The sequence below is a fragment of the Virgibacillus sp. LDC-1 genome, from assembly GCF_030137545.1.
In the GTDB taxonomy this organism is placed as follows: domain Bacteria; phylum Bacillota; class Bacilli; order Bacillales; family Amphibacillaceae; genus LDC-1.
The window spans coordinates 1-18,076 of sequence record NZ_JARUVL010000028.1 but is presented as its reverse complement, the minus strand read 5'-3'; the positions used below and the strand labels follow the sequence as shown (position 1 = coordinate 18,076).

Sequence of the window (18,076 nt, the reverse complement as noted above, 5' to 3'; positions counted from 1 at the left end):
TTGACACCAATCAATCTCAATTTCTTAGCTTGTTCAGAAGTCTTTGCTTCTGATTTTATTTCGAAAAACGAGGTCCGTTTTTCTTGACATACTGGTCGTTTTGTTCAGTTTTCAAAGAGCAAAAATAATGTGTCGCTCGAATTGGCGACTTTCTTAATATAACACATTCAAAACCTTGAGTCAACACTTTTTATTCTCTTTTTTTAAAAATGGGCCTGAGTGGACTCGAACCACCGACCTCACGCTTATCAGGCGTGCGCTCTAACCAGCTGAGCTACAGGCCCACCATACTAGAGAATAATTGGAGCGGGTGAAGGGAATCGAACCCTCGACATCAGCTTGGAAGGCTGAGGTTTTACCACTAAACTACACCCGCATTAATAATAATGTTTTGAATCCTATTTAATTATAACGCTCTATTCATGTCCCTGCATCTACTAGCCAAATCAGTGATGTGAATGCTTCGGGACAACTCGTTGCCTATTCGGCAGAAGCTTTGCTCGTGGCTGAGGTTTTACCACTAAACTACACCCGCATTTAAAATGAAATTATTAATTAGGTTTTAACTAACAACTAATCATTTAAAAGCTGCAATGGTCGGGAAGACAGGATTCGAACCTGCGACCCCATGGTCCCAAACCATGTGCTCTACCAAGCTGAGCTACTTCCCGTCAATAAATGGCGCGCCCGAGAGGAGTCGAACCCCTAACCTTTTGATCCGTAGTCAAACGCTCTATCCAATTGAGCTACGGGCGCATCCTGTTCAAACAACTTTCCTACTATATAACATCTACAAACGAAAAGCAATATGCTTTTAAGTGCGGCCGAGAGGACTTGAACCTCCACGGGTTATTCACCCACTAGGCCCTCAACCTAGCGCGTCTGCCATTCCGCCACGACCGCATAGTGTTTGTTCCCAACTTAATAATAGCAAATAACGAATTATAGATGAAGGAATTTAAAATCCTATCCTTTAAAAATGGTGAGCCATACAGGATTCGAACCTGTGACCCTCTGATTAAAAGTCAGATGCTCTACCGACTGAGCTAATGGCTCTTCATATTAAAATTCACATTTAAAATTTATTGTTAACTTCCTCACAAATAAAAAATGGCTGGGCTACCAGGATTCGAACCTGGGAATGACGGGACCAAAACCCGTTGCCTTACCGCTTGGCTATAGCCCAACAAATGGCGGTCTGGACGGGACTCGAACCCGCGACCTCCTGCGTGACAGGCAGGCATTCTAACCAACTGAACTACCAGACCCAACCTTATTTTATTTTATCTGTTAATAGAAGATGACCCGTACGGGATTCGAACCCGTGTTACCGCCGTGAAAGGGCGGTGTCTTAACCGCTTGACCAACGGGCCATTAAAAAATGGCGGAGAAGGAGGGATTTGAACCCTCGCGCCGCTTACGCGACCTACACCCTTAGCAGGGGCGCCTCTTCAGCCACTTGAGTACTTCTCCGTATTTGGCTCCACAGGTAGGATTCGAACCTACGACCGATCGGTTAACAGCCGATTGCTCTACCACTGAGCTACTGTGGAAAAGTATAAAATTCAATAACAGCAACGAGAAATATAATACAATAATTCAAATGCGATGTCAACCATATTTTTTCACTTTATAATTGACTCAGTTAGTTATCTCTCGTGTATTTCTTTAGCTTTATTAATTTAACATGTCTAGCGCATTTCGTCAATGCAATTCTCACTAAAATTTACCCTTTCTCAATACACTTCAAATAAAATGGTATGTTAAGAGGATATCCCTAGAAATTGATGATTCATTCTATCAGCTTGTTTCTTGTATGCTATTAACTCCCTACTATATATAGGACTCCAACTAGAATCGCAACATCGTTTATACGATTATTGATGCACCTTTATTAATTTGCCTCGGCACTTTCCACAACGGTATTTGCTAACATTTACCATTCTTACACGCTTATAAATAAGATGGCAGTTACAACATTGATAGATATGATTAAAACGTTCTTTCTGGGATGGTAATGGTTTGCAATGACGTGGGGAGCCTGTTTTCTTTAACAGTATTTTAAAATCTTGATCACGATGCTGATAACCTTTCCCTTCTATATGAAGATGGTAATGGCAAAGCTCATGTTTAATAATCCCTATGAGTTCTTCTTCCCCCATCTCTTCCACATATTTTGGATTTAGTTCGATAAGTCGCTTTGTTGGTATGTATCTACCACCAGTCGTTCGTAAACGGGGATTAAATCGAACCTTATCTTGAAAGGGTTTCTGAAAGTATGTTATCGATATTCTATGCACTAAATCATGCAGTTCTTTTTCATTTAGCATTTTCATTTGCGAAAACTTCCCTATTCTCTTCTAGCTATTTTTGGATCATATTAGGTTGATTTTATCATATTTCTCTACTTTTAAACATAGTGATTATTATTCAGTTCGGAAATTCTATTTTAAAATTATTATAATTAAATATTGATTTTTATAATGTTTGTATTATAATGAGATACAGATGTTAATTAATTTAACAAGGAGAGGTGTTTATTTTGACAAAAGATAATAAAAAGAGATTAACAACCGCTGCAGGAGCTCCTGTTCCTGATTACGAAAACTCCATGACTGCTGGTCCTAGAGGTCCATTGTTATTGCAAGATGTATGGTTCTTAGAAAAACTGGCTCATTTTGATAGAGAGGTTATTCCTGAACGTCGTATGCATGCAAAAGGCTCTGGTGCTTATGGAACATTCACGGTTACCCATGATATTACCAAGTATACAAGAGCAAAGATTTTCTCCGAAGTCGGGAAAAAGACGGATATGTTTGCGCGCTTTTCAACAGTTGCTGGTGAGCGCGGCGCAGCTGATGCAGAGCGTGATATTCGTGGGTTTGCACTTCGATTCTATACAGAAGAAGGGAATTGGGATGTAGTCGGAAATAACACACCTGTGTTCTTCTTTAGAGATCCATTACTTTTCCCTGACTTAAACCATGCTGTTAAGCGTGATCCGCGTACAAATATGCGAAGCGCAAACAACAACTGGGATTTCTGGACTTCCTTACCTGAAGCACTTCATCAAGTAACAATCGTTATGAGTGATCGTGGGATTCCAAAATCTTATCGTCAGATGCACGGTTTTGGAAGTCATACATTTAGTATGATCAATGCGGATAACGAAAGAGTCTGGGTTAAATTCCATTTCCGTTCTCAACAAGGAATTGATAATTTAACAGATCAAGCTGCTGAAGCGCTTGTTGGAAAAGATCGTGAAAGTCACCAAAAAGACTTATATGAAAACATAGAGAATGGTAATTTCCCAAAATGGAAATTGTACATCCAGGTGATGACAGAGGAAGAAGCAAATAACATGCCATACAATCCTTTTGATCTCACAAAGGTATGGTATAAAAAAGATTTTCCTCTCATTCCAGTAGGAGAGTTTGAATTAAATCGAAATCCAGAAAACTATTTTGCTGAAGTAGAACAAGCTGCATTTACACCTGCAAATGTAGTCCCTGGTATTAGCTTCTCACCAGATAAAATGCTGCAAGGTAGATTATTCTCCTATGGAGACGCTCAACGCTATCGTCTCGGAGTAAATCACCATCAAATTCCTGTCAACCAACCAAAATGTCCATTCCACAGCTTCCATCGTGATGGTGCTATGCGAGTAGACGGAAACCATGGCAGCAGATTGCATTATGGTCCAAACTCTTACGGTGAATGGCAAGACCAACCAGAATATAAAGAGCCTGCACTTCCTATTTATGGTGATGGGGATCGTTGGAATTTCCGTGAAGATGATGATAATTATTTCGAGCAGCCTGGAAAGCTATTTAACTTAATGAGTGCGGAGCAAAAGCAATTGCTATTTGAAAATACTGCACGAAATATGGAGGGTGTAGAAAACCACATTAAGCTGCGCCATATTGATCACTGCTATAAAGCAGATCCAGCATATGGTGAAGGTGTTGCAAAAGCAATGAACATCTCCTTAAGTGAAATAGAAGCAGCAAGTGAACAAGAATAAACGATTCACAAAAACAATAGGGTCAAATGCTATCGTAGCATCTGACCCTATTTTCATTTAACGCTTCACCATAGATAATGCAATCCTACCCTTATTTAAATCAACAGATTCCACCCAAACGGTTACCACATCTCCAACAGAGGCAATGTCCATTGGATGCTTTACAAATTTATCGGACATTTTAGAAATATGCACGAGCCCATCTTGTTTTACTCCGATATCGACAAAGACACCAAAGTCTACGACATTACGAACCGTTCCTTGCATTTCCATTCCTTGCTTTAAATCTTCTAATGACAAAACATTTTGCTTTAAGAGTGGCTGTGGAAAATCATCGCGTGGATCTCTTTCTGGTCTGCTTAGAGCAGCGATAATATCCTGTAAGGTTAGCTCTCCAATATCAAGATTTTCTGCCACTGCTTTTACGTCCATCTGCTGTAAGCTTGCGCGCAGCTTCTCAGTACCTATATCTGCTAAGCTACAATCGAGCATTTCCAATAGCCTCTCTGTATGCGCATAGCTTTCTGGGTGGATTGGTGTCCGATCAAGTGGATGATCCCCATCAATAATACGTAAAAAGCCGATCCCTTGCTCATACGTTTTCGCACCAAGGCGCGGTATCTTCTTTAGTTGCTTGCGATTCGTAAATTTACCATTTTCATAGCGATACGCAACAATATTATTGGCAACCGTTTTGTTCAGTCCAGATACATGCTGTAATAACGATGTGGAAGCTGTATTCACATTCACCCCAACATGGTTTACAGCTGTTTCTACTACAAAGCTAAGCGACTCGTTCAGCGATTTTTGACTTACATCATGCTGATACTGTCCAACACCAATGGACTTCGGATCAATTTTAACAAGCTCTGCTAACGGATCCTGTACTCTGCGCGCAATAGAGGCTGCACTTCTTTCTTCTACTTGTAAGTCCGGGAATTCCTCTCTTGCAAGCTCTGAAGCAGAATAAACACTTGCACCAGCTTCATTGACAATAATGTATGGAATAGTCAGCTTATGCTTCGCAATTACATCGGATATAAACTGCTCTGTTTCTCGAGACGCTGTACCATTTCCGATAGCGATTAAGGCAACATCAAAGGACTGTATTAGCTCCATGACTTTCTTTTCTGCGCCAGCAATATCATTTTTGGGAGCGGTTGGATACATCACTCCGACAGAAAGCACCTTTCCTGTCTCATCAACTACCGCAAGCTTACATCCTGTTCGAAAGGCAGGGTCTACACCAAGTACGGTTTTACCTTTTAATGGTGGCTGTAATAGTAAGTTTTTTAGGTTTTTAGAAAAGATATCAATTGCTTGTTCTTCGGCATGTTCTGTGAGTGTATTACGAATTTCACGCTCAATGGACGGTTGAATTAAACGTCGATAACTATCATCAATTGCCGCTAAAAGTAATTCCTTCAGCTTACCGTCCGTTTGGCTACGCACAATTTTTTTCTGTAAATATGCTTGTATCCGCTCAACTGGGGGCTCGACATTCACTTTAATAATATCTTCCTTTTCCCCTCTATTCAGCGCTAAAATGCGGTGGGAAACAATCGAACGAACTTGCTCACTATATTCATAGTACATTTCATATACTTGTTTTTCATCGTTGTCCGCATTTTTTGCTTCTGATTGAATGATTCCTCGCTTAAACGTTTCCTCACGAATTACTTCTCTATATTCGGGATCATCTGATATCCATTCGGCAATAATATCATTTACCCCTGCTAGCACATCGTCAATTGTGTGTAGCTCATATTCTTCTGAAATATACCTAGCCGCTTCGTCATCTATATGTATTTTTTCTTGCTTCCATATTTTCTCCGCTAGCGGTTCTAATCCTTTTTCCTTGGCAATGGTCGCCTTTGTGCGACGCTTCTGTTTATAAGGGCGATATAAGTCTTCTACACGCTGGAGCTGGGTTGCTCCATTAATTTCTCGTTCTAGCTCTTCGGTCAGCTTTCCCTGCTCTTCGATTAAGCGAATCACTTCCTGCTTTCGCTCAGCTAGGTTAACGGCATAGTGCCACTTTTCCTGAATCGTTTTAATTTGAACTTCATCAAGACCACCAGTTGCTTCCTTCCGATAACGTGCAATAAATGGAACTGTATTTCCTTCATTTAATAGCGCAATCACTTTGTCTATCGTACTCGGTTTAATCTGGGTTTCCTTGCCGACCCAGTGAATTAATTCTTTTTCTAAATCAGACACGTTTCATCCTCCTTCATATACATTCATTATTTTATCAAAGAATGAAGCAGTTTCCTAGCAGACCTCCTAGCTCATTTCAAGATGGCAATCCGATTCTCTATCACCTGTCAGCCATTTCTTTATCAGAAATATACGCTTCTTGATTTTTTCCCAAACAAAAAACCGACTTTTCGTCGGTTTTACGCTTCATATCGCATTGCAATTAAGGTCGTATCATCTTTTCTCGGCAGTCGAACTGCTTTTTCATAGGAATGAATGACATCATGCACATCCATATTTAACAAAAAGGGGTACATCAAATCCGTATCCGATACACCATCGGAGAACATAATGAAATTCATGCTCTCCTCCAATTTTCCCTGCATTACTTTAAACGGACGTGAATATCCAGTCAAGTACCCGGCATTTGGAATATTCCGCTTTTTCTTTTTATCTTCTGTTATCGTCATTATTCCTATATTGCCAATAGAGGAATATGTATAGGTTTTTGCTTTAAAATCTATCTTTAATATCCCTAATACTGCGCCCCGCTTCCCAAGTAGCTGCTTGGTGCATATCGTTAATAGTTCTTCAACGGATGCGTCAATATGATCCCGAATAATATCTACCACTACCTGCGAGGATTCTCTTGCAAATTCTCCGCTTCCTAAACCGTCTGCCAACGCACAAACAAATTCATTTTCTTTCTCAATATAATAATAGCTGTCACCACATGATCGATAGCCGTGTTTCGGTTGTTGGTATACTGCTACATCTACTTTATTTGGGCTTTTCAATCCAATACCTCCGTACGATCACTTTGTATGGCCTCACGAAGTTTTTTTAATGCGCGGCGCTGCAGTCTAGATACATGCATTTGGGATATATCAAGTAATTCTCCAGTTTCTTTTTGGCTTCTATTTTCAAAATACGTATATTGCAGGATAAGCTGCTCTCGTTCTGTTAAAAGTGGTAGCATTTTTTCGAGCAACATTTTTAAATCTGTCTGATGGTAACCATCTTCGTTATTTCCGATCAAGTCAAGAATAGCTACCGTACTACCATCCGAATCCGCCTCTACCTTACGATCGACAGATAACGCTTTATAGCTTTTACTCATTTCCATTGTTTCTAGCACTTCTTCTTCGGTTACCTCTAAATGTGCTGCAATTTCTTTTACGGTTGGAGATGCCTGATTTGCGGTCGTCAATTCATCCACCGTTCGTTTTATCTTCGGACCAAGTTCCTTAATTCTTCGTGGCACATGAACACTCCACGTTTTATCACGAATAAATCGTTTGATTTCGCCAATAATGGTTGGAATAGCAAACGTTTCAAAGGACTTACCAATTGTAACATCAAAACGGCTTACTGCTGCTAATAGACCAATCATTCCCACCTGGACTAAGTCTTCATGAATAATACTATTTTTGGAGTATTTTCTAGCAATGGATTCAACAAGGTCTTTATAGTTAAGGACGATTTGCTCTTTCACCTGTTCATTTGATGGATCTCGCTGGGCTTCTTCAATCCATTGATATACCTCATCTCTTCCTCTATTGTGTGGCTGAGACTTGGTCGCCATCAAGGTCCACCTCTGCTTCGCTCAGGTATTTTGTCATTAAGACGATAACCCCGTAATTGTTGTTAATTTCTACCTTATCCATCAATGCCTTGATAAGAAATAAACCAAATCCACCCTCGCGAAGATTTTCCACCGATTCATTTTGCTCATATGGACCAGTGCCGTCCTTTATATCCTTTAAGTCAAAGCTGCCACCATGGTCAGCAACCATAATTTCTAAACGATTTGAATAAACTCCAAAACCAATTGTAACCTCTCCATTGTCTTCTGCAGTATATGCATGCGATACCGCATTCGTAATTGCCTCGGATATCGCCACCTTTAAATCTTCAATATCCTCGTAGGAGAAGCCCATCCGATTTGCAATACCAGAAATGCTTAGACGTACCACTCCAACATATTCCGCTTTGGCAGGAATTCTCATTTCAATAAAATCAAATGTCTCCATTATCCTTTTCCACCTCGAATCACCGCATTAATATCCATAATTTCATGTAGACCTGTGATCTTAAATAAACGAAATACCCGTTCTTGTAGATTTACAAGCTGCAGCTTACTTCCATGCTCTTTCGATGATTTTAAGACATTAACAAACACACCAAGTCCCGTACTGTCCATATAGCTTACTTGTTCCATATCGACCTGAACGAGGTTATTCTCCTTTTTTGTTAATGGCAACAGCGCATTTTTTAAATTAGGGGCTGTGTACGCATCAATCTCTCCAACCAAATTAACGACGGAACCTTCCGCAATTTCCACTACATCTATCGATAAATTCATTTACATCCTCCTACTATTAAAGTTTATAAACGTACGTTTTTCAAAAAGGTAATCCTACGTTTTTAATACCTGCAAACAATAAGAAATAGCTTAGTAAAAAACTTTTACCCTTTTCCACGCACCCTTAAACTTCCTTGCGCATAATAATGAGCGTAAAATCATCTCTTAATTGAAAATCTTGTAGCTGTTCAAAATACTTATATACTTGTTGAACCATTTCTTGAGCAGGCAAATGCATATGTTGCTCGATAATTTGTAGCACTTCCTCTCGCTCAATAAAGCGGTCATCTTTTCTACACTCTGTTACACCATCTGTAAGGAGAACGATCATATCTCCTTTATCGATTTTCTGTTTGTATTGCGGGTATTCTGAATCGGGTGATACACCAAGAACAAGACCCTTTGTTTCTATTTCATAAAAACGCTTTTCCTTTGCACTAAAATAAAACCCAGGCTCATGTCCTGCCGAGGAAAAATGAAACATACTTTCATGAGGAACATATTGTCCGTAAAACATCGTGATAAACATGCTTGGGTCTACATTACGCTCAACAACACGGTTTAAACTTTTTAATATACTTTTCGGCTCCATTGATTGCTCTGGAAAACTATCCATTGAATACTTAATCATGGACATAGACAATGCAGCAGGAATGCCTTTCCCGATAATATCTGCTAGCGCAACACCAATAGAGCCATCCTTACAACGGATAAAATGATAGTAATCCCCATTCATTTGATGCGCAGGAACACTAATTACACCAATTTCTAGTCCTTCTACTTTTGGTGTGGTTGTAGCTAATAATGTTTTTTGCATATTGGCTGCAACAGATATCTCTGATTGGAGCTCAAGCTGCTTTTCTCGTAATGTTTGATATTCCTGCATTGCAAGTCCATACGAAATCATTGTTTCTACGAGAAAGTTCATCGCCCGTTGAACCTCTTCATATACATTCGGGTACAATTCAGCAAGTGCTTGAATATGTAGATTTACAATCTCTTCCGGCAAGATATTTTGCTTAATAAAGGATTTCGTAATTTGTTCAGCACCATACAACGCTTTTTCATCCTGCGTTTCGATAAATAGCTTTAATAATTCTTTATAATTAACTGCATCCAATTTAATATTGTCCACAGATATACCTCCTGCACTGAAAAAGAGGACGAAAATTGAACCTCCTAATATTCAAACAGTAAATATTAGTTAAGGTATAAGAAAAGGCAGGAAAGATTCCTGCCTTAACACTACCATTTCAGCAAGTGAAATCTCGCTTTTAATTCCTTTATCGTACCCACTTTATCGTTGTTATGTTTGTTCCTTTATCCTTATCTGAGGTGATACTAAACTCATCCATCAATCGCTTTACGCCTGGAAGTCCAGCACCAAGTCCGCCAGAAGTAGAAAAACCATCCTCCATGACAAGACCAATATCCTGTATTCCAGGTCCTGTGTCAATTGCTTTAATACACATGCCTTTTTGATCTAAGTTGTCAATTACTTCAAAACAAATTTTCCCATTCCCAGCATACAAGTATATGTTTCGAGCTAATTCTGATATTGCTGTAGCAATCCTGGCTTGATCAACGGTGCCAAATCCAATTTTCTTGGCAATGTCGCGTCCAACCTGTCTTGCCCCAACAATATCCCACTCTTTTTGAATGGTCACACAGGATTGGAGGCTCATAATTATTCCCCCAATTCCTGATGAAGTTTCATCAAACCTTGTTCTAAGTCTAATGCCGTTGGCACGTTTCGCAAATGAATGCCTAGGTCAATTAAGGTCACCGCTACTGCTGGTTGAATACCTGTTAGAACTACCTTCGCTCCCATTAAATCGGACATGGTCACGACATCTCCTAGCACCTTGGCGATAAAAGAGTCAATGATTTCCACTGACGTTAAATCAATAACAACCCCGATTGCACCTGTTTCATGGATTTTGTTCAAGAGATCTTCTTGAAATTGAATCGCTGTGTTATCATCTATTTCCGTCTGAATCGAAATAAGTAGATAGTTATGTAGCTTGAGTATTGGAATTCGCAAAATCCCTCACTCCCCTCTTATGGAATCTATCAAGCTTTCAATATTCGCTGATTTAGAATCAAGTTCTTCAATTCGTCGATTTGTTAATTCAAGCGCACTCATAAAACCTTTCTTTAATGAGCTTTTCGTTGGGAATTTATCTAGGTTGATCCCTAAGTTAACAATCGTTTGGGCGATTTCTGGTCGAATTCCTACGAGTATACATGTCGCTCCTACTAAACGTACTGCTTCTGCTGCTTGAATAATATGATGTGCCACCATCGTGTCTACAACAGGAACACCTGTTATATCAATTAATACTACTTCTGAGTTATGGCGAATAACACCATCTAATAGATTTTCCATAATGAGCTTTGCACGCTCTGTATCTATCGTACCTATTAAAGGCATGACGGTAATATCATCAAGTACAGGAATTAATGGTGCAGAAAGCTCTTGCAATGCTAACCGTTGCAATGAGACTATATTTTCCCAGCTTCCCGAATATTCATTTACGAGCTGACGAATAATAGGCTCTATCCATAAATCAACACTTGTCATCACATTCGCAAAATAAGCAGAATCTACTTTATCCGTTTGTGTTAACATAAATTCAATCGTCACACGTCGAAAAACCTGTAGTCCGTCCGTGATATAGCTTAACGGCCATCCAAGGTGAATAATCTTCTCCGAGAATTGTTCGAGTGATTCCATGGAGCCATGATTTTTTATACTATCAAAGATGACATTAACAAATTCACGATTCGTACTCTCAAACAGATCACCAGAAATAGTCGCTGTATAATTTTCATTTTTTAATGAATGAATTTCATTTAGCCACATTTGTACAATTTCATCACTATGTTGTAAAGCGATTTGCTTGATATGTTTGTCCATTTACTTCCCTCCAAATAATCTTCATTCATGTTACAAATATTCTTGCATACCGTTTTCATTCATGCAACTATCCGCCCTGATTTTTCATCTTTCATACAAATTGAAAAATTTTGTTTCTCTATCATTTTACCATATAATAATGTACGCCTTATAGTTACAACTAAATAAATATCAAAAAAATTTAACAAACCAATTCAAAAAATCCCCAAAGTTTATACACCTAAGGGGATTCTTTAATGACCATACATTTCCTTCAGACCAAGACTGATTTCAAGTGCATGGTTAATTTTTTTCATCATTTCGTTATCAAGTTTGGTGATTTTATCGGTTAATCGTTGCTTATCCAGTGTCCTTATTTGTTCAAGCAAAATGACAGAATCGCGATCAAAGCCGTATCGCTTCGCATCAATTTCTACGTGAGTAGGTAATTTGGCCTTCTGGATTTGCGCAGTAATTGCAGCAACAATAACAGTAGGACTAAAACGGTTTCCGATATCATTTTGTAGGATCAATACTGGGCGAATGCCCCCCTGCTCTGATCCAACGACAGGGGAAAGGTCAGCGAAATACACCTCGCCTCTTTGTACGATCAATATGCTACACCCCGATCACAGTACGCTCTAAGGTGATTTCAGCCTCCTCTTCAGCTTGAAAAGCCTCTGAAGCAATGGAGAGATTGATTCCTGCCATTTCTTCGTATCCGCGCTGCATGGATTCATAAAAGTTCTTTACGTGTTCCTGTTTCTTCTTATCCAAATAGTTCTTTGTAGCCTGACAGATGAAATCACTTAGATCTCTATTTTCATACTTCATTATGCCATCCACCTCATTTAACAGGTTTTTTGGTAGCCGTACCAAAATCTCTTGTAAGCCCTCTGACAAAACCATGCACCTCCACCAAAGTTGAACGACTATCCGCTAGTTAATCACGACCTCATGGAAATTCAATATAATAATATCATTCTAAAGACTTAATTGCAAAGGGTTCTTTGCAATTTTCACTAAAAAAATCGCTTTTTCGGTTTTAGTCTAACCAATTTGTGGTAAATACATGCTAATGTCTTTCTTTTTCATCGCCTTTTAATTATGAAATAAGCGTGGCACTCTTTCGTTAATCATACAAGGGACTTCATAATTAATGGTGTCTAAATGTGCTGCGATTTCATCTATATCAATCCGACTATCGTCCTGCTCACCTATTAAGGTCACCTTCGTACCTATAGCATATGGCTGATCCAACTTAATCATCATTTGATCCATACAGATTCTTCCTACAATTGGCATCCGTTTGCCGTCGATTAACACATCCGTCCCTTGAAGCTTTCGACTCCAGCCATCACCATAACCAAATGGAATCGTTCCTATCCATTCTTTGTCTTTCGCTGTGTACGTTTTTCCATAGCTTATTGACGCACCAGGTTCTACTTGCTTTACATGGACTAATTTACTATGCAAGGAAAATGCGGCTTTTAACGTAATTTGCTGAGCTGCTTTCATATAAAGGGAAGGATACAGCCCATACATGGATATGCCAAAACGGATGCAATTATGCATCTGACTCGGAAAACGGATGGCTGCTGCACTATTTCCGATATGAACAGCAACTGGCTTTGTCCACAATCGTTGGAAGCTTGCCAATAAGGATTCAAATTGTTTTTGTTGCTCCTCATAATAAGTAAGTTCAGAATCATCCGCTGTTGCAAAATGGGTGAAAACTCCTGTAAGGTTTATGTCCTTACTTTTGGCTAGCTCTGCCGTTATTTCTACTAATTCTTGCTCACTCCGAATACCAATTCTCCCCATTCCCGTGTCCCATTTCATATGAACGTGCAATATTTTTGGCAATGCAATCGTTTGAACAGCTTCTAACCACTCTTTTTGAAAAAAGGTTAATGTAATGTTTTTTTCTGCTGCAATTACCGCCCCTTCTGGGGAAACCCAACCTAACACGAGGATCGGAGCTTCAATATTGGCTTCACGAAGCACAATCGCTTCCTCTAACAATGCTACTGCTAGTCCATAGGCTCCTGCTTCGAGCGCTTTACGGGCAACCTGTACACTGCCATGCCCATACCCATTTGCTTTTACGACTGCAATAATTTTACTTTCGCTTGGAAGCTTTTTCTTTATTTGTTGTATATTAAATGCAATTGCCGATAGATCTACTTCGGCCCATGTTGGACGATAAAATAATTGTGCCAATTGTGACTAGCTCCTCCCACTATCGATCTTACTCAAACGTTCCATCTATACACCTTATTATTTCTCTTCGCTATACGGGTGTCAAATGAATATTATGGGAAGGCCAGCTGAAAGACGCGTTCTAAAAGTAGTGTAAACGAACTGAAAAGCAGACTCTTATCTTGTTAAGAATCTGCTTTTCTTCTTGTTCGTCATTTATTTCACTTCTTTAGCCGCAACCGATTGTGCTACTTCGATCAATTCTTCCTTCGTCAATTCTTCACTTGCTAAATAAAAATTCATTCCATTATGTTGCCACTCAATCGTATTATTGGTCATTGCACCAACCGCATAGCCTAAATTCACGATATCTCCCTTTACTTCTTGTGGAGAGGATAAGGTTGGCATTACATCCATTTTTTCTTGTAATATCGTGAAGTTTTTCTCACCAGCAAAAGACATAATAACGCGTTTTCCGTTTTCTAAGTCGATTTCCTTCTTTTCCTTTAATTCCGCTCCAGCTGTAAATGACGGCAGGACGACCGAAAATGGCTGTTCATCAACACTACTCGATACTGGAAGGTCGGCAACACTATTTGTCATGTTATCTTCAAGGACAAAATCCTTTTCCTTAAAGCTTGGATTCATATCAAAATTGGAAAATTTCACTTCCACCAAGGCATTTTTATCCTTATCCTTTACCTTTACAAGTACAGGGGTATAGCTTTTCTTATCAATATAAATTTCTTGGTATGGCAAATTGTTGTTGCTTTGATAATTTGTTTTTGTTTGAAACACATAATGTGAATCCGTTACTTTAAATGATGCATCCTTGTCCTTTACGATGTCATGGACAAGCGATTGAAATAAATAAGGTTGACTACTATTTTCTGGCCATTCTGTTTGAAATTTAAAGCTCTTGTTCAGTGCAGGAGTTAAAACAAAGACACCGTCCTCATTTTTTAAAATAATTTGGTTTCCTTTTTCATCCTGCTTACTAGAAAGGGCCACACGATAGAATTCTTTTTTCTTATGCCATACATCAATATTGTAGGATTGTTCTTTTTCACCAGTATTCATATTCATTTCCGCTTTTACTTTATACCCGTTCATTTCCCCAAGCTTGTTCTCTAATTTCTTAACAACCGCTTCCTGTGATTTTTCACCACAGGCTGTCAGTAAAAAAACCAAGCCTAGCAGGGCTACCAATATGATACTCGATTTTCTAAACATGGACATATCTCCCTTGTCTCCTTTGCTGTCGACCATGGTAACAATCGTGGTTACCATTTCCTAGAATAGCGCTTCGTAGCTATTCAAGGTGTAGTTCTAGACTAGGACAAAGGGAACTGCACCACATAACTAACAAGAAAATGTACGATAAACGTTGGCAATCCCTTCCACTACATCTGACGCAAGTAGATCGTGTGTGGAATGGTTATTGATCATTTGTAGATCAGCCGACATGCCGTGCACGAAGCATGCATTACACAATGCTTGAAAAATGCCCTGCTGCTGCATCACCATTGCTAAAAGAATCCCTGTTAATACATCTCCACTTCCGCCTTTTGCCAAGCCAGGATTTCCTGTTGTATTGACAGCCTGCCTTCCATCTGGAGCTGTAATGATAGTGTAAGGGCCTTTTAAAACAACAAACATATGATACGCTTTGGCAAGCTCGACGGAATAGCGAAACGGTTGAAGCAATAGTTCCTGTATTGACAGATCCAGGAGTCTAGCCATTTCACCAGGATGCGGCGTGATGATCGTTGGATAGGTACGATACTTTACATCGGATAAAACACCTTTCAGATGAAAGATTCCATCTCCATCTACGATTATAGGACAAGCAGCTTCTCGAATAGCTTGTTCGACAAGTGCTTCTGTTTCTTTTTGTCTACCCATACCAATTCCGATTGCCAATGCGTCATAAGGCTCGAAGGAAAGCACTCGATTGTTTATTAAAGAGCCATTTTGAGAGGGGAGTGTTTTGTACATGGCCTCTACGGTATAACTAGCAATACGGTCAATTGCTTTTTCAGTAGATGCAGCCGTTAACAGCCCTGTTCCTGATCGCAAAGCCGCTCGAACCGATAATGCTAGCGCTCCTGGCATATCATCACTCCCGCCAATAATAAGACCTTTGCCATGATTTCCCTTATGTGCATCTTTTTTTCGTTTTGGCATCGTGGAACAAAACGACTCTTTCGTCACTTCCAAGCGATTGGTAGAACGTGTATAGGCTTGCTGCGGATGTCCAATCGATACAACTTCCCATTGTCCATAATATGGTGCCGTGTGCTGAATATAGGCACTCACTTTTACCGCCCCAACTACAATAGTGTAATCTGCTTGAACAGCTAGAAACTCGGATACCCCTTCATCGGCTGGCAGACCAGATGGAATGTCTACTGAAATAACAACCTGTGCTCGTTCATTTATCATCGAAGCATACATGGAAATTGGATCGCGTAGTGGATCTTTCACCCCAATTCCAACCATTGCATCTACGACAATATTCCATTCCTCAAAAAAATGCTGCCAATTTGTTCGCTTGTCCGCTTGCTCAATTAAACCACCGCAACGTACAAATAAGCGCCGATGAGTTTTCGTTGCTTCCGCCATTTTTTCGTCTGGGACGACTTGCATTACCTTTACATGATAGCCACTATTATGAAGTGTTCGAGCAATTACAAAGCCATCTCCGCCATTGTTTCCTCCGCCTACCAAGACCCCAATCGAATCCGTCTTCTTCACCTTCAATATGATTCGTTCTGCAACAGCTCTTCCTGCATTTTCCATCAATAGATTTCCGTATCCTATCTCATGCATTGTGTAATGATCGATTTCGTACATTTCTTTTGCGGTAACAATATACAACTTGTTCCCTCCTACCCGCACTAAAATATATGAGACAACCTTTCTAATTATGCAAACCAACTAAATCATGAGTGATATTCTATTCTTTCCCTTCAATGATTGCTTGAGCAATAGCATACGCTTCACTATGACTTATCGAGACGAAAATGGAATAGCTTTCATATCCTGTCACAGTCATTATTGGGGCACCTTGTTCATCTGCTAAAACCTCCATATCGTGAAATCCAAGTGATCCAATCCCTGTACCAGCAGCTTTGGCAAAAGCTTCCTTGGCAGCAAAGCGGCCAGCAAGAAATTCTACTTTTCTACGTTGACTTGTTATTTGAAGGTAATACGCTCTTTCTCTTTCTGTTAGTACACGCGATACAAAACGAGACTGTTGTTCCATCGTTTGTTTTATTCGTTTTAATTCAATGATATCTATTCCTGTTCCGATTATCATTCATTATTCCCTCACTAATCAATTGTTTTCATTTCCATCTGTTTCTATATTTTAGTAATCTAAAGATGTCATAAATCAATCTTTTGTTATTACACTAATAATACCGAAAAAAGCAGGTTAATTATAGGGGGACACATATGTTTATTCGAACAGAACGAAGTATAAAGGAGTTTATCCACTTTTACCCGATTGTTTCTACACTTGTGATCATTCACATTGTGTTGTGGCTCATAATCGATTTACTTCAGCTACCAATTGGCATTCAAATCGAGCAATGGGGAATCGGTAATAACTATTTTATCGCTGAAGGAGAATATTGGAGACTCTTCACCCCTATCTTTCTTCATGGTGATGTTATGCATATGCTTTTTAATTCCTTTTCACTCGTATTATTTGGTCCAGCATTAGAGCAAATGCTTGGTAAAGGTAAATTTCTCGTTGCCTACATTGGTAGCGGATTTGCTGGAAACCTCGGCACTTATCTCATGAATCCCGATGCCTTCTTTTTTCACCTTGGTGCATCAGGCGCCATCTTTGGCTTATTTGGAATATATTTATTTATGGTGTTCTTCCGAAAAACATTAATTGATCAAGCAAATGCTATAATTGTTCTGACCATTTTTATAATCGGACTCATCATGACCTTCTTGCGCCCAGGTATTAACCAAGAAGCACATATTTTCGGATTAATTGGGGGCTTTGCATTGGCACCACTTCTTTTAAGTAATGTTCATCCTTTTTCGCCTTGGCGCAATCGGCAGCGCTATTCGGATGATGATACGATTCAATTCGATCCGAATCGCTGGAATAAAAAACGGCTAATCCCACGAAGCATACGCAAAAATTTGCTCTGGATTATTATTGCAGCATTCGTATTGCTTGGCTTACTTAGTCGGATCGGCTTTCTATAAAATTAAAAAAGAGGTTTCTCATCCATTCAATGTACTGAACCCATAAAGTTAGACTAAATTATTAAGCAGATAATTGGCTGGTTTGTTTCCGGTATTCAACTGGACTCATTCCAGTCAATTTTTCTTTAATCCGTTTATTATTGTAGTAATCAAT

General features: G+C 39.4%; 19 protein-coding genes and 11 tRNA genes. 2 read left to right on the top strand and 28 right to left on the bottom strand.

Annotation, left to right across the window (positions count from 1 at the left end; all coding sequences use genetic code 11):
- Positions 1-210: 210 nt before the first annotated feature.
- The 12 genes from QBK89_RS14730 to QBK89_RS14675 all read right to left on the bottom strand — a co-directional run bounded on the left by QBK89_RS14730 (position 211) and on the right by QBK89_RS14675 (position 2,336).
- A tRNA-Ile gene (locus QBK89_RS14730) sits at positions 211-284 on the bottom strand.
- Between the two features lie 18 nt (positions 285-302).
- Positions 303-376 (bottom strand) — tRNA-Gly (locus QBK89_RS14725).
- A gap of 218 nt (positions 377-594) precedes the next feature.
- Positions 595-671: transfer RNA gene (locus QBK89_RS14720), tRNA-Pro, on the bottom strand.
- An 8-nt stretch (positions 672-679) separates the two neighbouring features.
- Positions 680-756: transfer RNA gene (locus QBK89_RS14715), tRNA-Arg, on the bottom strand.
- Between the two features lie 63 nt (positions 757-819).
- Positions 820-903 (bottom strand) — tRNA-Leu (locus QBK89_RS14710).
- Positions 904-980: 77 nt separating this feature from the next.
- Positions 981-1,056, bottom strand: a tRNA-Lys gene (locus QBK89_RS14705).
- A 55-nt stretch (positions 1,057-1,111) separates the two neighbouring features.
- Positions 1,112-1,186, bottom strand: a tRNA-Gln gene (locus QBK89_RS14700).
- Positions 1,187-1,191: 5 nt separating this feature from the next.
- Positions 1,192-1,268, bottom strand: a tRNA-Asp gene (locus QBK89_RS14695).
- Positions 1,269-1,301: 33 nt separating this feature from the next.
- A tRNA-Glu gene (locus tag QBK89_RS14690) sits at positions 1,302-1,373 on the bottom strand.
- A 9-nt stretch (positions 1,374-1,382) separates the two neighbouring features.
- A tRNA-Ser gene (locus QBK89_RS14685) sits at positions 1,383-1,473 on the bottom strand.
- 5 nt (positions 1,474-1,478) lie between these two features.
- A tRNA-Asn gene (locus QBK89_RS14680) sits at positions 1,479-1,553 on the bottom strand.
- Between the two features lie 324 nt (positions 1,554-1,877).
- A complete protein-coding gene (locus QBK89_RS14675) occupies positions 1,878-2,336 on the bottom strand; it encodes a SprT family protein (protein ID WP_284141788.1) in 459 nt (152 codons plus the stop codon).
- Positions 2,337-2,542: 206 nt separating this feature from the next.
- On the opposite strand from QBK89_RS14675, the gene QBK89_RS14670 reads away from it, so the two are divergent.
- Entirely contained in the window at positions 2,543-4,024 is a 1,482-nt protein-coding gene (locus tag QBK89_RS14670) for a catalase (protein ID WP_284141787.1), read from the top strand.
- Positions 4,025-4,081: 57 nt separating this feature from the next.
- On the opposite strand, the gene QBK89_RS14665 is transcribed toward QBK89_RS14670, so the two are convergent.
- From QBK89_RS14665 to acpS, 15 genes are all read right to left on the bottom strand, one after another.
- Positions 4,082-6,244: a Tex family protein gene (locus QBK89_RS14665; RefSeq protein WP_284141786.1), complete on the bottom strand. Its 2,163-nt coding sequence runs from the start codon at positions 6,242-6,244 to the stop codon at positions 4,082-4,084.
- A 179-nt stretch (positions 6,245-6,423) separates the two neighbouring features.
- The gene (locus QBK89_RS14660) at positions 6,424-7,020 is read right to left on the bottom strand and encodes a PP2C family serine/threonine-protein phosphatase (RefSeq protein WP_284141785.1); all 597 of its coding nucleotides are present in this window, start codon (positions 7,018-7,020) and stop codon (positions 6,424-6,426) included.
- Positions 7,017-7,808 (bottom strand): RNA polymerase sigma factor SigB, encoded by a 792-nt coding sequence (gene sigB / locus QBK89_RS14655; RefSeq protein ID WP_284141784.1) that lies wholly within the window; start codon positions 7,806-7,808, stop codon positions 7,017-7,019. Before sigB ends, QBK89_RS14660 begins: the two co-directional genes overlap by 4 nt.
- On the bottom strand, positions 7,780-8,256 hold the full coding sequence (gene rsbW, locus QBK89_RS14650; RefSeq protein ID WP_284141783.1) for an anti-sigma B factor RsbW: 477 nt from the start codon (positions 8,254-8,256) through the stop codon (positions 7,780-7,782). The genes sigB and rsbW overlap by 29 nt, the downstream gene beginning before the upstream one ends.
- Positions 8,256-8,588 carry an STAS domain-containing protein gene (locus tag QBK89_RS14645; protein WP_284141782.1) on the bottom strand — a complete coding sequence of 111 codons (333 nt, stop codon included), beginning with the start codon at positions 8,586-8,588 and terminating at the stop codon, positions 8,256-8,258. Before QBK89_RS14645 ends, rsbW begins: the two co-directional genes overlap by 1 nt.
- A gap of 124 nt (positions 8,589-8,712) precedes the next feature.
- Entirely contained in the window at positions 8,713-9,723 is a 1,011-nt protein-coding gene (locus QBK89_RS14640) for a PP2C family protein-serine/threonine phosphatase (protein WP_284141781.1), read from the bottom strand.
- A 148-nt stretch (positions 9,724-9,871) separates the two neighbouring features.
- On the bottom strand, positions 9,872-10,273 hold the full coding sequence (locus tag QBK89_RS14635) for an anti-sigma regulatory factor (RefSeq protein WP_284141780.1): 402 nt from the start codon (positions 10,271-10,273) through the stop codon (positions 9,872-9,874).
- 2 nt (positions 10,274-10,275) lie between these two features.
- On the bottom strand, positions 10,276-10,632 hold the full coding sequence (locus QBK89_RS14630; RefSeq protein WP_284141779.1) for an STAS domain-containing protein: 357 nt from the start codon (positions 10,630-10,632) through the stop codon (positions 10,276-10,278).
- A gap of 6 nt (positions 10,633-10,638) precedes the next feature.
- Positions 10,639-11,508: an RsbT co-antagonist protein RsbRA gene (locus tag QBK89_RS14625; protein WP_284141778.1), complete on the bottom strand. Its 870-nt coding sequence runs from the start codon at positions 11,506-11,508 to the stop codon at positions 10,639-10,641.
- Between the two features lie 233 nt (positions 11,509-11,741).
- Positions 11,742-12,101: a type II toxin-antitoxin system PemK/MazF family toxin gene (locus QBK89_RS14620; protein ID WP_284141777.1), complete on the bottom strand. Its 360-nt coding sequence runs from the start codon at positions 12,099-12,101 to the stop codon at positions 11,742-11,744.
- A 4-nt stretch (positions 12,102-12,105) separates the two neighbouring features.
- Positions 12,106-12,390, bottom strand: a complete 285-nt coding sequence (locus QBK89_RS14615; RefSeq protein ID WP_284141776.1) for a CopG family ribbon-helix-helix protein — start codon at positions 12,388-12,390, stop codon at positions 12,106-12,108.
- Positions 12,391-12,588: 198 nt separating this feature from the next.
- The gene (gene alr / locus QBK89_RS14610) at positions 12,589-13,710 is read right to left on the bottom strand and encodes an alanine racemase (protein WP_284141775.1); all 1,122 of its coding nucleotides are present in this window, start codon (positions 13,708-13,710) and stop codon (positions 12,589-12,591) included.
- 195 nt (positions 13,711-13,905) lie between these two features.
- Entirely contained in the window at positions 13,906-14,922 is a 1,017-nt protein-coding gene (locus QBK89_RS14605) for a LolA family protein (protein ID WP_284141774.1), read from the bottom strand.
- Between the two features lie 129 nt (positions 14,923-15,051).
- The gene (locus tag QBK89_RS14600) at positions 15,052-16,569 is read right to left on the bottom strand and encodes an NAD(P)H-hydrate dehydratase (RefSeq protein ID WP_284141773.1); all 1,518 of its coding nucleotides are present in this window, start codon (positions 16,567-16,569) and stop codon (positions 15,052-15,054) included.
- 79 nt (positions 16,570-16,648) lie between these two features.
- A complete protein-coding gene (gene acpS / locus QBK89_RS14595) occupies positions 16,649-17,011 on the bottom strand; it encodes a holo-ACP synthase (RefSeq protein ID WP_284141772.1) in 363 nt (120 codons plus the stop codon).
- A 137-nt stretch (positions 17,012-17,148) separates the two neighbouring features.
- Between acpS and QBK89_RS14590 the strand changes: the two genes are divergently transcribed.
- Positions 17,149-17,922 carry a rhomboid family intramembrane serine protease gene (locus QBK89_RS14590; RefSeq protein WP_284141771.1) on the top strand — a complete coding sequence of 258 codons (774 nt, stop codon included), beginning with the start codon at positions 17,149-17,151 and terminating at the stop codon, positions 17,920-17,922.
- 61 nt (positions 17,923-17,983) lie between these two features.
- Here QBK89_RS14590 and QBK89_RS14585 read toward each other — a convergent pair whose 3' ends face one another.
- Positions 17,984-18,076, bottom strand: a complete 93-nt coding sequence (locus QBK89_RS14585) for an IS3 family transposase (RefSeq protein WP_481937822.1) — start codon at positions 18,074-18,076, stop codon at positions 17,984-17,986.